This window comes from Streptomyces sp. NPDC005803, from assembly GCF_040630435.1.
Classification (GTDB): Bacteria; Actinomycetota; Actinomycetes; order Streptomycetales; family Streptomycetaceae; genus Streptomyces.
Genome location: NZ_JBEXXO010000001.1, coordinates 609,999 through 625,567, shown reverse-complemented (window position 1 = coordinate 625,567; position 15,569 = coordinate 609,999). Strand labels below are relative to the sequence as shown.

The following is a 15,569-nucleotide window of genomic DNA, read 5'->3' as shown; positions in this document are numbered from 1 at the left end:
CGCCCCCCACTTTCATTAACCAAACCCCCTTAACACTATTCCCCTACCCGTCGCGCTCCCTTTTTTTTTTGCGCCTTTTTATCCGGGGGGGGGCCGGTCACCACGCGTGGTGACCGGCCCAGCCGCTGATGCGCCCACTGTCCGTTCTCGGCCTCACTCCCGACGGAACATGCCGCCCCGCGCGCGATGCTTTCCAACGCGGCGCCCCTCAGGCTGCTCGGTTGCAGAAGCCGTGCTCACAGGTGGCGGGCGAGTCGGTTCGTCGTGAAGGAGGAGGGACTGCCAGACCTGCTCCTGCAAGACGCGGATGCACGGGCCGCAGGCGAACATCGCTGCCTGGGCACCCGCCACAGTCACCGGGCCGATCCATAGAACACGGGTCCATCGCTGGCCGCAGTAGAGCCAGCAGATGCCGTCAGTCCACGTATTGCCGTCGTCGGTGTCTGCTGCGGCAGGCAGACCGCCGCGGGCGAACTCGGCGATGCCGGGTATGACCCGAGGCGTCACGGCCAGTTCTATCAACACAGCTCGGTCCCCAAGATCACTCGCTCGGGACAGCTGCCCTGGCCGAAGCCTGCTTGTCGGCGTCGGCGTCGGCGAAGAGGAGCGTGGGCTCGGCCAGGATGTCCCTGCCGGCCTCGCTCTTGTAGATCTCGTCGACGCTGCCGAATCGTGCCTCGGAGTAGTCGAGGTCGAGCAGGGCGGCTGCCTGGCGGACCGATGCCTCGTCGGGTCCCTCGATCTCGACGAAGGTGGGGAGGTCCGGCCAGGTGTCGAAGTCGAAGGCGACTTCGCCCAGGCGCCACTCCTCGCGGTAGTTCTCCTGGTAGCGGACTTCGCGCAGGCCGATGGTGCGGAGGATCTCGGCCATGGCGTGCAGGTCGGACACCTCGGTCTCGATCTCGGTGGTGCCGTCGATCGTCGTGGAGTCGGTGACCTGCTTCAGCGTGAGCGTGGAGCGGGTGGCCTCGTCCCTCAGGCGGACCCAGGCACCGCCTTCGAGTGCGTCGTTCTCGAAGATCTTCCGGGTGAGGAGGGTGCGCTCAAACGCCTGGACGGCTCCGAGCGCCGTCAGTTTGGCCTGGAGGCCGGCGACGTCGACGGCGAGGAACTTGGCCTCGTACTCGTGCTTCATATGTCCTTCTTTCCGTAGCTCTAGGAGGGGGTGGACGCGCGGGCTGCGAGGAGAAGGCCCATGCGGTGGTTGTGGTCCTGCAGCTGTCCGACGTGCGCCTGCTCGGTGAACTCGTTGGTCCGCAGTGTGAGCAGGACGTCCCAGTCCCCGATGAAGTAACGCCGCAGCTTCTCAGGGGATGTGTAGTGCTCCAGCACGTGGTGGCGTTGCGTGAGGGGCATCATGAACTCCGCGCCGAACAGACCGCCGGGCCGGACCAGGCGCTGCATGCGGTCGACGAACTCGCCCAACGGCCGGTGGTGGTTGGCACTGTAATGCCACGAGCAGCTCGTCCAGACGGCATCACAGGGGGCGGTGACGGGTTCGGAGGCGAGGAAGTCCTCCTCCACGACCTGGACACGGTCGTGAAGCCCTTCCTGCTTCATCCGCTCGATCATTCCCATCGCGTGACCGGTTCTGCCACCCGGGAGTTGGACCTCGCCGCCGTGGAGGGCGAGCGGGTCGCGCTCGATAGCGACGACCCGGTAGCCGGCCGCGGCCAGGGGTACGACGAGTCTGCCGTCGCTCGCGCCGATGACCGTCACGGTGGAGTCAGGCTCCGTACGCTCCTTCAGCGCGGCGAGGAACTGAGGGAAGAAGGTGAGGGTGTGCCGCCACATGCTGGGTGTCTGCACTGGCTTGCTCTCCTTGCGGGTGGGTGCTCAGGACGGCTCGGAGTACCTCGTCGGGGGTGAGGCCGGTGGTGTTCACGCGGTGCATCGGGAACGAGGCGTAGGCGTCGGTGATCTTGTCTGCGGTGATCTCGGCAAGGGCGTCCCAACGCGAGACAGGCTTGTCTCGCCTGGCGAGTCGGCGCTGACGCTCGTCCTCCGCACAGACGAGGTAGTAGGTGACGGGACGCGGGATGCCCGGCGGCAGGGACACGGAGAGGTTGGCTCCGAAAGCGCGGTGGTTGGCCAGACAGCGTGCGAAGTAGCTTTCGACGACGACCGGGATGCCGGCGGACAGGTACCGCTGGATCTGATCGGTGGCGGTGAACAGGGCCGAGAGGTAGAAGCACATGCGCGCCTCTACGTTTCCCAGCCGGTCGACCTCCTGCCGCAGTACCTGGTAGGCGGGTGGCACGGTCGGGACCAGTACCGCGCCACGGGCGGCCGCGAGCATGGGGGCGAGCGTCGATTTGCCGGTGCCGCGGAGCCCTTCGACGCTCTCGAACGATGCCGGGTCAGACACGTCCGTACACCACGTCCGGCACCGCCAGGGTGAGTTCGTCGGTGGCGGAGGGCCGGTGGTCGATGTGGTCGGTGAGCTTGTCGTACCAGAAGGCGTGCGAGTCCTTGCCGACGGCCTTGCAGGACATGGTGAGCGCGCCGCGCGGGTCGGCTTCGATCCGCTCGATCTCCACAGGGCCCCCGGCGGGGAGGCAGGCGTCCGGCGCACCGAGCTCGGACAGGTCCTCGTCGAGGATCACCTCGATGTCCAGCTTGGCCGAGGCCAGGCGCTCCCGGAGGCGGGTGTAGGCCGTGCCGCCGTTGACGAGGAGCTCGGGGTGATCGGCTGCGTTGCCGACCGGCCGGAGGCAGTGGAGTTTCAGCTGCTCCACCCCGTAGTGCTGCAGTGTGCGGGCGAGCGACAGGACCTCGTCGATGTTGCGTGAGGTGACCGTCATGGTCGCGCCAGCGCGGACGCCGAGCTGCTGGGCGATTTCGAGGGCGCTCAGGGCGCTGCGGTAGCTTCCGAACTTCCGGATCTTGTCGTTGGTCGTACCGATGCCCTCCAGCGACACCCGGAGCAGGTCCAGGTCGGGGGCGATCTCGGTCAGCCGGCGCTCGATCCGGTAGCCGTTGGTGCAGATCTCGACCTGCATGCCCAGGTCCCGCTTGGCGTACCGGACGACCTGGGCGAGGTCTCGGTAGACGAACGGCTCGCCGCCCAGCAGGGTGACAGCCTCGGTGCCGTACTCGTCGCGCATCAGCGTGAGGAGGTTGGCCGCCTCGTCCGTGGTGAAGGCGTCGGCGTGCTGGAGCCGTTTGCCGTGGAAGCAGTGCAGGCATTCGAAGTTGCAGCGGTAGAGCAGCTGCAGGTACAGCATCCGGATCCTGCGGATCCCGGTGACTTCGCTGATCACGAGGGTCTCCTTCGAGGCGCTTGCCTGGTGGGAGACCTGATATTGGCGGGACAGGTACGGACCTCGTCACCGCGTATCGGGACGCTCCGAGGACGTCCTGGGACGTTTTCAGCGTGCGGAGAGCGCCTCCAGAATCCCGAGTACACGGCCGGTGTCCGTCAGATCGGGCAGGACCGTACGGGCACCGGCGGCTTCCAGCTCTTCGGTGCTGTGGACGCCGGAGGCGACCGCGATGATCTCGGAACCCGTGACGAGTGCGGCCTCCACGTCCCTCGGAGTGTCTCCGACGAGCACGACGGGCACGCCATCCGGGGCGCCCCGCAGCCGCTGGGCACGCTCGCGGGCGACAGCGACCAGGTCGGGGCGTTGGAGGGCATCGGCCCCGTAAGCGCCAACTGCCAGGTCGAGAAGGGGATCAAGGCCGAAGGCCGCGACCTTCACGCGGGCGTTGTCCGCGATATTGCCGGTGAGCACCGACGACACCCAACTGCTGCGTACGAAAACCTCCTTCAGGACTTCTCGCACACCGGGCAGGGCTGTCCCCCGGCGGCTGAGGTCCTGGAGACGCGCCTCCCCCTCCTCGGCAAGCGCCTTCTCGACCGCTGCCCAGTCCGGCTCGGCCAGGCCGTTCCGCTCGAACATGTCGCGCATGATCAGCCGGTCCGTACGCCCTTCCGTCCGCGCCGGCCCCGCGGGCGCCGCTCCCGCCAGGTCCGTGAAGGCGGCGGCGTAGATCTCCTTGCTGACCCCGGCGTTCTCGATCAGGGTGTGGTCGATGTCCCACAGGACGATGAGCTCCATGCATCCAGCGTAAATACACCGGTCATGGCCCCTTCCTTCTGGGGAACGTCCCGAAACGTCCTTGCCGCTCCTGACCGTCTCGGCTTGTATGGCGCCTGTGAACGAGCGATTGCACTCCGTGCTCGCCCAGCGCGGCATCCCACCTGAATCACTCGCCGAAGTCTGCGAGGTGGACCCCAAGACCGTTGGCCGGTGGCTCGGCGGGCGCGTTCCCCATCCTCGCCACCGCTTTCGCGTCGCCAGGCACTTACGGGTCGAGGAACTGTTCCTCTGGCCCGCACCGGCGCCGAGCACGCCGCAGCAACTCGCAGGTTCAGGGCAGGAGCTGGTCGGGACCTACCAGAACCGAGCGAGCGTCCCGCGAGACACATGGCTGTCGCTGCTCAAGGGCGCCCAGGAGCAGATCAGCGTCCTCGTCTTCTCCGGCACCTTCTTCGCCCAGTCCAACCCGCACGTCGCCAAGATGCTCGCCGAACGCGCATCAACCGGGGTGCGAGTGCGGCTCTGCTTCGGCGACTCGAAGGGCCGGGCCGCAGCGATCCGGGGCCGCGAAGAGGGAATCGGCGACACGCTCGCCGCCAAGATCCGTGCCTCCCTGACCTACTACCGGCCCTTGTTGTCCGAGGCTGGCTGTGAGGTGAGGCTGCACGACACCACGCTCTACACCTCCATGTTCCGCTACGACGATGATCTTCTGATCAACCCGCACGTCTGGGGCCAGCCGGCCAGCGCCAACCCCCTCCTCCATCTCCGCAGAGCAGACACAGCAGGCTGGTTCGACAACTACGCTCAGAGTTTCGAAGCTGTCTGGGCCACCGCACGGCCCTGGACACCAGACCAGGAGGGGCCCTCGCCGCATGGGCAGGACTGAGTACTACAACGACCCCAAGGCCCCCAAGGCGAACACGCTCATTCCCGCCAACAACCTCCTTGTCGTCGACGACAACGGCGCCATACTGCTTCAGCGCCGCCGGGACACTGGCCAATGGGCCCTGCCCGGAGGAGCCCAGGACATCGGCGAGACTGCGGCCCAGTGCGCCGTGCGTGAATGCCTGGAAGAGACCGGAATCATTGCCGAGGTCACGGGCTTCCTAGGGGTCTACACGAACCCGAACCACATCGTGGCCTACACCGACGGCGAGATCCGCCAGCAGTACGAGAACACCTACATCGGCCGACCAGTGGGTGGGGAGCCCACAATCAACGACGAGGCCGACGGCGTCCGCTACGTCCAGCCGAGCGACCTGGACCAGTACGACATTCACCCGAGCATGCGGCAGCAGATCGGCGACTACCTGGCCGGCACCTACCCCTACCTGGGCTGAGCCGCCAAGGCCGCCTCCACCCGGCTCACGGCCGCGAGGATGTCCGGCGATGCGCGACGGATGAACCGCCCCACCAGGCTGTCTGCACCGTAGCGCTCCGTGATCTCCTCCAGCCGATCCTCGACAGACGTGCCCTTCCCGTCAGGCGTCGTCGTCATGTCGCAATACACCAAGGCATCCACGAGCCGGTGGTCGTCGAACGGCGGAAATTCGGCTTCAAGATCGCCCCGCAGCCCGCGCTCCTCAGCCTCCAGCAATGCGAACGAGTGGTTCGCCACCAACCGCACCAGCGGCTCATCCGCAGCATGCTCATCACGGAGAAACCGGGCACCATCAAGCGGATGAAAGCCTGTCGCTGCCAGCCGCGGTGCGTAGCCCACGTCGTGAAGCACGGCGGCAGAAGCCAGCAGGTCCGCGTCGGCCCCCAGGAGTTCAGCCAGTTGGGCCGCGCGCCGCGCGACCCCTTGCGAGTGCATCCATCGACGAGGAAGGGACTCACGCAGCTCCTCCTCGGCCACCGAACACGCCCACTTCGCCATTTCTCCGCTCATGGACTGGTACTTGCCCAGGCACAGACCGACACAGTCTCAGCCCCACAGATGCCCGGCCCTCCGCTCCGCCGCCTCCATGCCATCTCGGGAGTAGGGCATGCCTTCCCGAGTGATCGCTTGAAGGTGTTGAGCATTGCTCAGTGCGTGATTCCGAGGTCGAGGCGCATTTCCTGACGCAGGTCGTGCAGGAGCTTACGGGCGGCATCCAGATGGGCTCGGATCTGCTGTGGGCCGTCCTGATCCCGCGGCGTGGGGCCCTGTAGGCGCTTGAGCATCCCATACGCCTGATTCAGCTCGCGGTTAACGGCCGAGGCGACGTTTAGAGCGGTGTCGGGCACGACCATCTGCGCCTCCGCGTAACAAGACCGGTATTGGACGCGCACCTCGTCCAGCTCGGCGGGCTGCGCATCCGGCACAGTCCGGTGGGACGGCAGCCGGTGAAGTTCGTCGCTGAGCGCACCGAAGTAGCGGCGCGCGGCCTGGTTCAGGGCTATGTAGTTCGCACGACGCAGGTCCAAGGCACGCTCCTTGCTACGCGCGTTCTCCTCAAGCTGACGCAGCCGCTCGGTGTTCCGTCGCTCCGCGACCAGCGCCCGCTCTCCACTGCGCTGGGTCAGCCACGTCGCGCAGAGCGTCCCGCACACACCGATGACCGCAGCGATTAGTGCCCCCACCAACGACTCCCTATGCCGTAGCCACTCATTTAGGACCTACCCGACGTCTCGCCCCCGCTATCCCGGTCCGACGCCACAACGCCTCGCACAGAGAGGGTAGTGAGGGGACATTCCTCTGGGAGCGCCCGCTGCAACCGATACTGCAAATTTCGGTCTGCTTCGTGGTCCACAACTGTAGCCTTCGGGCATGAACCGCGACTCGGCGAAGAGCGACGGGGGACCCGGCCGCGACTTGTTGGAATCTGGACTGGCACTGCTGCGGAATCACTTACCGAGCACCAGCTCCGTGGAGATCGTGAAGTCGCTCGCGGGCGGTTACACCGATGCCCGGGTGATGCTGTGCGACATCGGTCACACATCGGGCAGCGACACTGACGGCGTCCTGGACGGCCAGTACATCCTAAAGGCCGGATTCTCCACCGGACGGCCCCAGGCCAAGGCACACAACTCGTTCACCACGAGCCTCGGCAAGTTCGGTCACACACGCGTCCCGCAACTGGTTCAGTCGCTCCAGGGACCCGGCACTAGCATCGATGTCTACGACATCGCAGGGTTCAGCCTCGCCCGGCTGCGCTCGGCCGACCATGTCGATGCTGAGGACCGCGAGGAAATCCTTGCCCGGGCCTCACGAGACCTGCTGAGCGCCCAACTTGCCGTCGCGGGGCCGCCGAACTACCAGGGCACCATTGGGACAGTGCTGCGTGAATGGCTTGGCCGCGACTTCCCGGACGATCAGCGCGGCGCCCGCGTCCGCGAAGTGTTCGACCAACTCCATGGGACAGGCCGCGTCTTCCGCCACGAAGGCGAGCTCCTGCCAAATCCTCTCGTCCTGCTCGACCTTGACCTAGGCATGTCCAATCACGACCTGGCGTGTTTCCGCGGTCCGACCCACGGCGACCTGCACTTGCGCAATGTCCTGGTCCAGGGTTCCCGCCTGACCAGGGAGCTCACGTACTGGCTGATCGACATCCACTGGGACACGCCCACACCGCTCCTGTACGACCACGCGTACCTGGAGCTGTCCGCGCTGCTATTCGGGCTGGGCGCGTCCACCAGTGGCCGGGTGCTCCCCCTGCTCGCCAGGCTTGACGACGAGGGCCTGACCGTCCCCGTCGAGCTGGACTTCAACGACTCTGGGCTCGTCAACCTGCTGCGTCGAATCCGCAGCGAGACTGAGAGCGTACTGACCGCCCGCGAGCAGAAGCGGGTGGACGTCTGGCGGCAGCAGATGCTTATGGCCCGGATCGCCGCCGGTCTCAACTGGGCCGCGAAGCCGCTCGACGACATGTCCCAGCGTCGCGCCGCCCTGGCCAGTGCGGGCTGGGCAGCCCGCCTTCTCCTGCGCGAACGTCACCCAGAGGTGTGGGTCAACGTTGTGAAAGAGGACCGGATCGACACCGTCGGTCTGGCCACCAGCGCTAGTGCCACCCCGGTCACCGCGCAGGAAGCCCTGCGTCGCTGGAAACCGTTCCGGCAGGCTCACGGGGCGATGGACCTCTTTCTCGTCGCCGACTGCGTGGCTGCCAGACCTGAACTGGCCGCGCTCGCGCACTGCGGCTGGGCGACGGTGATCGACCTCGATCCGAATAGCGATGGCAACGGCCTGTCCAGTGTTGTCTTGCCGGACCTCGCGGAACGGCGGCACGTCAGTGTCTTCGGTAGCAACCGCTGGCCGGTCCCGCCTGACAACGCGACGAACTGGCTAATGGCGAACGGCTGGACGACCCACGACGAGCCGACTACTGACTCCGACGACCAGTGGCGCCGACGCGGCTACCTGCAGCGAACAAGGCAGTTGGTCGACGAGACCCACGCCGGTACCCCGCACCAGTCCGCGGCCGTCTTGGTCCTGCGCTCCAGGCAGCGTGACCAGGAACTCGACCGTGTGATCGACTACATCGACGAGAAGTACGACGGCATTGCCGAACGCCTCGACCTGGCGCAGGCCCCCGCCATCAACGGGATCGACATCGACGCGTTCCTCACCGTCGTCGCCGAGTCGCTGCCGCCGGGCGGGGGCGTCTCGGCGCCTTCGTTGCCCAGCCTGACCGGCCAACGCTGGACGCTCAACTGGGCTGACTTGCACCGGCTTTCGGTCGACTTGGAGGTACTGCACTCCGAGATCCTGTCCGGCGGTGAATCCGCCCAACAGCTGACGGACGAGTTTTGGCGCGGCCGACCGCCCACGTGGCAGGAACTGGAAGTACCTGTCGACATCCAGCGGGACGCCTTCCCCAACCTATGGAAGGAAATCACCCAGCGTCTCAGCGACCACCAGCTTGCCACCGTCCGTCTCCGTCATTCCCCGGGAGCCGGCGGCACCACGTTGTCCCGTCGCGTGGCCTGGAACCTGCACCGCACCTACCCGACCGTGCTACTACGCAACTACTCAGAGACCACGGCCGATCGCATCGACGAGATCTACCAGGAGACCGGACATCCCGCGCTCGTGGTCGCGGAGTCGGCGATACTTCCGGACTACGATCTCGATGAACTGTTCCACTCCCTGGCACAGAGGAACACCCGGGCCGTGCTGCTATGGGTGAACCGTACGAACACGGGTGACAGCGCGACCGGGCATAGACTGCTCGACCCGCTTGACGGCCCGGAACGCGAACGCTTCCTCAAAGCCTTCAAGAAGCGCGCGGACACGGATCGGGCACGTCGGCTCCTGGATGGCCTGGCCGAGGGAGCCACCGATGTCGTGCCCGCGCAGAAGCTCTCGCCATTCTTCTTCGGCCTGTGTGTGTACGAGGAGCAGTTCGAAGGCATTGCCTCGTATGTCCACAACCATTTCGCCAGGCTCACCCGGGCGCAGAGAGAACTCGCCCGCCATCTGGCACTGCTCACCCGCTACGGCCAGGAACTCGGCCTGCCGATCGTTATGGTCGAGACCTGGCTGGGACGCGAACGCCCGCTCTACTCACCTCTGACCGATGCCGAGCTGAGCGAGCTCCTCGGGCCGGACCTTCGTCACCTGGTCGTGACGGAGCGCGGTGCGCTAAGGCTGCTGCACCCCCTCATCGCGGAGCACGTCCTGATGGGCGAGGTAGACGGCGAGCAGTACGGCCTCGGCAACATCTCGGTGGACTTCATCAGGAAGACGACCGCCCTGCTCGGTGCCGAGAACTGGACCACCGAGCACCTGTTGAGCGAGCTGTTCATCAGGCGCACCAATTCGTCCACGAACGGAAAGCCAGACAACTTCTCAGAGCTCATCGAGGCTATGTCGGTGGAGGCCGGCGCGGAGGTGTTCGAGGTGCTCACCACCCAGTGCCCGAACAACGCGCACTTCTGGAACCACCGGGGCCGCTACGACATCTACAAGGTAAAGGCGGACTTCCAACGGGCTGAGAGCTTCGTCCTCAAGGCCGTGGAGAAGTCCCACGGGCGAGACGCCACCCATCTCCATACCCTGGGGATGGTCCGTCGGTTCTGGATCGAGAACAAGCTAAACCAGATGCTCCGCGAGGCCGAACGCCCGACGCCAGAACAGCTGCTCGGGTCCGTCGAGTCGCTATTCGACCGTGCGATGGAAGCCTTCACCGACGCCGGCAAGTACAAAAATACTGACTACACCTGGTCCACCCCCATCCAGCTCATCGCGACCGTCGTGGAACGCCTCCGGCAAGCCTCGGGCGAGGAGAGCCTCGCGGAGTTCATGGAAAGCGACGACCCCACAGCCCTATGGGTGACCGAACAGATCGGGCGGGCCGAGGAACTACTCGACAGCCTCCGCAACATCAACGCCGAGGGCCAGTACTACCGAAAGCTCGATCAGCGGCTGACCGCGCTCTACGGAGACGTTGAGCGGCTGGTAGAGCAGTGGCAGGAGTTGCGTCGCCGCAGCGACCACCCCGAGGTGGACCTGGCTATCGCCCGGACCCTGTACGCGAAGGCCGGGCGGGACTGGTCGCAGATGAGTGAGGAGCACACGCGGACCGTCTCCGAAATGACCGAAGGGGCAGTCATCAGCGGCCGGGCCGCCGACGCCGACCTGCGGTTGTGGTTCCAGTCCTACCGCAGGCTCCCCGAGTACTCCGAAACCCACGCCCTTGAGCGGCTCGCGTGGTTCGCCTCCGAACGCAACAGTCTCGACGCGAACTACTACCTCTACATCATGCACTTCCTCATCTGGCGGCGCGGTGACGCGCAGGATGAAGAGCGCATTCGCTATTACCTGGAGGAATGCAAGCGCTTAAGCCGGCAGCACCGCAGGCAGTGGAGCTTCGAGTGGCTCGGCGTCAACGCACGCCAGCATCCGTTGGTGCACTTTAGCGAAATGGGCCGGCAGCGGCACGGGTTGTCCGCCTTCTGGAGTCACCCGCACGAGCTGGTACGCGTCAGCGGGATCATTGAGGAGATCAAGAGTCCCCAGTCCGGGCGGCTGAGGATCACCGGCGGTCAGTTGTCCGCCTTCTTCACTCCCCGGAACCGGTTCCGGCAGACAAGTGGCGTCAACGAGTCCGTGGAGTTCTACCTAGGATTCAGTTACGAGGGACTGCGCGCCTGGGAACCCACGTATCCCGGCGAGACGCCTGATGCGCTGATCAACGCGGAGCAGCCCAAGGCATCCACCTCGTTGGGCACGTCGAGTCCCTTCGTCCTCTCGGTCCCTGCGCCCGCGAACATGGCGCCGACTCCCGAGTCGGAGTCCGAATCTCGGCTGGACAGTTCGGAGGCCGAGCCTGCTGCGCCTACTCCGCCCGCTCCTTTGCCCTATCGGGTAGATCCCGCAGTGTTGCGGTCTCTCGCCGCCCGCCAGCGTGGTCGTGGCAAACCCGAGGACTTCCAAAGTGCCATTCTCGACCTGCTGAAACGGGCACGCGGGGAAGAACGCCACCTGACGTCGCTTGAGTTGGGTCAGGCGCTGCAGACCCTCTTTGGGATCGACGCTTACAACCAGTTCCGTAGAGAGAAGGGGAGAGGAAAGCTCAAGCTCGCCGTGGAGGCCCTCGGCTTTGGGACTACCCCGACCAAACAAGGGTTCGACGTGGATCTACCCTAGCTTCGCGTTACAGGTAGAGCGCGGTTCTCTGCGGGTCTCAATTTTGGTCTCATTCACGGCCGTCCAGCATGGTCCAGAACGCAAACCCCGATGTACTGCACCCCAGGTCAGGACGCCTCCGGCCCCTGCCGAACCCCCAGGCGAACATTTGGAAAGCGTGTTGGGGGCAACCCCTCACGAGTTCGAATCTCGTATCCTCCGCCATTGCTCTCACCGGGCAATACGTCGAAGGCCCCCGCAGCTTGCTGCGGGGGCCTTCGACGTTGATGATCTTAGTTCTAGTCTCATTTACTTCCGACATGAGAGACATTTCATTCCGCCGACCTGCCGTCGCCGGACCGAGTCACAGAACAGCTCCTTCACTCAGAAGCGGGTTTCTGCCGACTCAGACGCAAGCGTCCCCCGCGATCCGCCATTCTGGGTCTGTGCAGGACCGATTCCGGTCGGAGACCACCGGCACTCGTCTTTGTGAGGTGTCCCCATCGGCAAGCCCAGTGGATCAACTCTGGCCGCGTGGCTGAGTGATCTGGAAGTCGACCGGCTTGAGCGGGTCCTGGCAGCTCGCCCGGATGCCGTGTCCCCGCCGGAACCACGATCGTTCGGCGAACTCGCGGACCGCCTTCAGCGCCCGGCGTCGGTGGCCCCGGTGTTGACCGGACTCGCGCTGCCACACCTGCAGGTAGCCGAGACACTGGCGGCATTGGGGCCCGTTCCATGTGCCGCCCTGGCCGATCTGGTGGATGTGACCGGAACGGAGAGCGCTCGCCGGCTGGGCGCGGCCTTGGAGGCGCTGGCCGACCGCGCACTCGTCTGGCCGGACGGCGAAGGGCTGCTGCGCATGGCGGCGCCGTTGCCGCAGGCGTGGGACTCGCCGCTGGGGCTGGACGCCCCGCTCACCCGGCTACTGGCGGACACGACCTCCGAGGAACTGCGCCGCATGCTGGTGGCCCTGGGCATCCCGTCACCCGGCACCACCAAGAAGCATCGGCTGACGGCCCTCCTGGAACACCACAGCGATCCGGAGCGGGTGGCCGCGGTGATCGCTTCGGCACCTTCGTCCACCCGGAATCTGCTTGAGCGGCGAGCCTCTCACCGGGGTGAACAGGCTCAATCACAGGCGCATTTCCTCATGTTCAGGACCCCGCCGGCCGACTCCGAGCCGAATGTGCGATGGGCGCTGGAGCGGGGACTGCTGGTCCAGGACCGGCACTCCGGGTACGGATCCACACGCATGCCCGCCGAGGTGGCGCTCGCACTGCGCGGAGCCGGCTGGCGCGCCCCCTTCGAGCCCGTCCCGCCCGTCGTGCGGACGGTGTCCGTCACCTCGGCGGAAGTGGACCGGGAGGCGGCGGCCGCCGCCACGGCGTTCGCTGCACATGCCGCGTCGGTTCTGGCGACGTGCTCCGCGGCTCCGCCGGTCCTGCTGAAGTCCGGCGGGGTCGGAGCACGTGAGTTGTCCCGGATCAGCAAGGCGGCACAGTGCGACGGCATCGTCGTACGCCTTGTTCTGGAGACGGCGTACGACGCCGGGCTGCTGGCCCGGGACGGCGACCAGGTCGCGGCAACGGACGGATACGACACCTGGGCGGAACGAGAACCGGCGGAGCAGCTCACCGCGCTTCTCCACGCCTGGCGGACGCTTCCTCTGACTCCGACGCAGGCGCGCGGCGAGGACGGCAAGGCGCTGCCCGCGCTCGCCGGAACACCGCCCTGCGGCGGCTGTCTACAGGCCCGGGAGGGGCTCCTCGCCGCCGCGGCGCAGCTCCCGGCGGACCGGGGAGTGCACAGCCCCGCGGAACTGGGGCCGCTGGTCGCCTGGCATCGCCCGCTCGCCGAGCAGCTCCCCCAGGACACCACGCCTTTCGCCACCGCGATCCGGGAAGCGGAACTGCTCGGGGTCGTCGCCCGCGGCGCCCTGTCCCCCATCGGTGCCGCTCTGCGGACCGACGACGCCGAAGCGCTGGCCGCCGCCTGTGAGCGGCTGCTGCCGACGGCCACCAGGGCAGCCCGTTTCGGCGCGGACCTCACCGCCGTCGTCACCGGCACACCGTCCGCCCGCCTCGCCGCACTACTGGACACCGTCGCTGACAAGGAAGTCGGTGGCACGGCATCGGTGTGGCGGTTCAGCCCCACAACCGTTCGCCGTGCCCTGGACACGGGCCGCACGGCGGATGCCATCGCGGCAGACCTGAGCGCCGTCGCGGTCGGCGCCCTCCCCCAGTCGCTGTCGTACCTGATCAACGACTCCGCACGCACTCACGGCCGTGTGCGCATCACCCCCGCTGCCTGTGTGATCCACGGCGAAGAACCCGCTCTCCTCGCCGAACTCGTCACGCACAGAAAGCTCGCCGCCCTCGGCCTGCGCTTGCTGGCACCGACCGTGCTGGTCAGCCGGACCCCACTCGACAAGACCCTCGCCACGCTCCGGGCCGCCGGCTACGCCCCCGTTGCCGAGAGGGCCGACGGAACCGCACGCGTCGAAAAGACCAGGCGCCGACGTGCCGCCGCACCGGTCCCGCCCCCACTCCCAGGCCAGCGGCGGCGTTCCGTACCGACGGTGACTCCGGTGACAGTCGGCCTGAGCACGCTGGCCGCCAGGCTGCGGGCCGCCCCGCCGATACTTCCGGCTCCCGACCCGTCCGGCACCGGGGTCCCCTACGGCACGGACACCGAGGAGATCGTCGCCGGATGCGCGAAGAACCTGGCGTACAGCGATGTCCGCCAGCTCGCCCATGCCATCGACGCCGGCACAGCCATCACGGTCGAGTACGTCGCCGCCTCGGGCAACCGGACCGTACGTACCCTCAGCGAGCTCGTGCTCGACCCGCCCTACTTGTATGCGTGGTGCCACCTGCGCGACGACGAACGGGTCTTCACCCTCTCCCGCATCCACGGCGTCATGCCCGGGTAGCCGGGATCCGCGTCGTGGCTCGGTGTTCGGCAGGCCACTGCGGCGATGCCCCACGACCAAGCGCTGCGACGAGCCGCCACTACGATCGCCGACCATGGACTGGGTCGAGCGCACCGCACAGTTGAGGCAGTGGACGAGGAGCGGGACGCGGGCTCCGCACAAGCCGTTACTGTTCCTGTACGCGCTCAGCCGGTTCCAGCAGGACGCCGATGACGAGCTGCGGTACAGCGCCGTGGAGGAGGACCTGCGGGGACTGCTCGCCGAATACGGTCCTGGTAACCGGACGACGCCCGCCTATCCCTTCCATCACTTGGTGAGTGACGGCGTGTGGGAGGTGCGCACCGAGCGCGGGCCGGGCAGCCCCGGGACCGGGGTCAGGGAACTGCGCGCATCCGGCGCCGCTGGGCGGCTGACGCCGGAGCTAAGGGCGGCACTGCGGCGGGAGCCGTCTCTTCTCGGCCGGATGACACGGGTGCTGCTCGATCTGAACTTCCCGCCCTCCCTCCACGGCGAGCTGTGCGAAGCCGTCGGCCTGGAGCTGGAGGAGGCCGAGACCGCACTGCTCTCGGCCGCGCGCAGGCAGCGGGACCGGCGGATGCGGGAGATGGTCCTGACGGCGTACGAGTACCAGTGCGCCTTCTGCGGGTACGACGGCAGGATCGGCGCGGTGCCGGTCGGGCTTGAGGCCGCCCATGTGCGCTGGTGGGCGTTCGACGGACCGGACGACGTCGAGAACGGGCTGTGCCTGTGCTCGCTCCACCACAAGCTGTTCGACAAAGGCGTACTCGGTCTCGGCGAAGGCCATGGCCAGGGCCACCGCATCCTGGTCTCGCAGAGCTTCGTCGGCCACAGCACCGCCGCCCGCGAGCACGTCATCACGCTCGCCGGCCGTCCGCTCATCGGCCCCCAGCCGGGCGTCCGCCCCATCGCCGCCGCCCACCGTTCCTGGCACACCAGCCAGGTCTTCTACGGCAGCCCACGTCCCGCCACGACCGTCTGACCGCCGACCTGGCGGTCACGAGAATTGCACTGGTAA

13 protein-coding genes are annotated in these 15,569 nt (G+C 67.0%); 5 read left to right on the top strand and 8 right to left on the bottom strand.

From position 1 onward, the window contains the following. Positions 1-153: 153 nt before the first annotated feature. From ABZ454_RS02595 to ABZ454_RS02570, 6 genes are all read right to left on the bottom strand, one after another. Entirely contained in the window at positions 154-525 is a 372-nt protein-coding gene (locus ABZ454_RS02595) for a hypothetical protein (protein WP_359535730.1), read from the bottom strand. A 16-nt stretch (positions 526-541) separates the two neighbouring features. Next, positions 542-1,135, bottom strand: a complete 594-nt coding sequence (locus ABZ454_RS02590; RefSeq protein ID WP_359535729.1) for a class IV adenylate cyclase — start codon at positions 1,133-1,135, stop codon at positions 542-544. A 20-nt stretch (positions 1,136-1,155) separates the two neighbouring features. Then, the gene (locus ABZ454_RS02585) at positions 1,156-1,809 is read right to left on the bottom strand and encodes a class I SAM-dependent methyltransferase (protein ID WP_359535728.1); all 654 of its coding nucleotides are present in this window, start codon (positions 1,807-1,809) and stop codon (positions 1,156-1,158) included. After that, the gene (locus ABZ454_RS02580) at positions 1,727-2,368 is read right to left on the bottom strand and encodes a hypothetical protein (RefSeq protein WP_359535727.1); all 642 of its coding nucleotides are present in this window, start codon (positions 2,366-2,368) and stop codon (positions 1,727-1,729) included. The genes ABZ454_RS02585 and ABZ454_RS02580 overlap by 83 nt, the downstream gene beginning before the upstream one ends. Next, positions 2,361-3,263 (bottom strand): radical SAM protein, encoded by a 903-nt coding sequence (locus ABZ454_RS02575; RefSeq protein WP_359535726.1) that lies wholly within the window; start codon positions 3,261-3,263, stop codon positions 2,361-2,363. The genes ABZ454_RS02580 and ABZ454_RS02575 overlap by 8 nt, the downstream gene beginning before the upstream one ends. Before the next feature lie 108 nt (positions 3,264-3,371). After that, a complete protein-coding gene (locus tag ABZ454_RS02570) occupies positions 3,372-4,064 on the bottom strand; it encodes a haloacid dehalogenase-like hydrolase (protein ID WP_359535725.1) in 693 nt (230 codons plus the stop codon). Between the two features lie 97 nt (positions 4,065-4,161). On the opposite strand from ABZ454_RS02570, the gene ABZ454_RS02565 reads away from it, so the two are divergent. After that, positions 4,162-4,935 carry an XRE family transcriptional regulator gene (locus ABZ454_RS02565; RefSeq protein ID WP_359535724.1) on the top strand — a complete coding sequence of 258 codons (774 nt, stop codon included), beginning with the start codon at positions 4,162-4,164 and terminating at the stop codon, positions 4,933-4,935. Then, positions 4,922-5,389 (top strand): NUDIX domain-containing protein, encoded by a 468-nt coding sequence (locus ABZ454_RS02560; RefSeq protein WP_209470000.1) that lies wholly within the window; start codon positions 4,922-4,924, stop codon positions 5,387-5,389. Before ABZ454_RS02565 ends, ABZ454_RS02560 begins: the two co-directional genes overlap by 14 nt. On the opposite strand, the gene ABZ454_RS02555 is transcribed toward ABZ454_RS02560, so the two are convergent. Next, positions 5,377-5,940 (bottom strand): HD domain-containing protein, encoded by a 564-nt coding sequence (locus ABZ454_RS02555; RefSeq protein ID WP_359535723.1) that lies wholly within the window; start codon positions 5,938-5,940, stop codon positions 5,377-5,379. The two genes, ABZ454_RS02560 and ABZ454_RS02555, sit on opposite strands and share 13 nt — an antisense overlap. A 137-nt stretch (positions 5,941-6,077) precedes the next feature. Continuing rightward, the gene (locus ABZ454_RS02550; protein ID WP_359535722.1) at positions 6,078-6,614 is read right to left on the bottom strand and encodes a hypothetical protein; all 537 of its coding nucleotides are present in this window, start codon (positions 6,612-6,614) and stop codon (positions 6,078-6,080) included. A 187-nt stretch (positions 6,615-6,801) separates the two neighbouring features. Here ABZ454_RS02550 and ABZ454_RS02545 point away from each other — a divergent pair, with 187 nt between their 5' ends. The 3 genes from ABZ454_RS02545 to ABZ454_RS02535 all read left to right on the top strand — a co-directional run bounded on the left by ABZ454_RS02545 (position 6,802) and on the right by ABZ454_RS02535 (position 15,533). Further along, positions 6,802-11,622 carry a hypothetical protein gene (locus ABZ454_RS02545; RefSeq protein WP_359535721.1) on the top strand — a complete coding sequence of 1,607 codons (4,821 nt, stop codon included), beginning with the start codon at positions 6,802-6,804 and terminating at the stop codon, positions 11,620-11,622. Between the two features lie 700 nt (positions 11,623-12,322). After that, entirely contained in the window at positions 12,323-14,533 is a 2,211-nt protein-coding gene (locus ABZ454_RS02540) for a helicase-associated domain-containing protein (protein ID WP_359535720.1), read from the top strand. Between the two features lie 94 nt (positions 14,534-14,627). Then, complete coding sequence (locus tag ABZ454_RS02535; RefSeq protein ID WP_359535719.1) at positions 14,628-15,533, top strand: phosphorothioated DNA-binding restriction endonuclease; 906 nt, start codon at positions 14,628-14,630, stop codon at positions 15,531-15,533. The last annotated feature ends 36 nt before the right edge of the window (positions 15,534-15,569 follow it).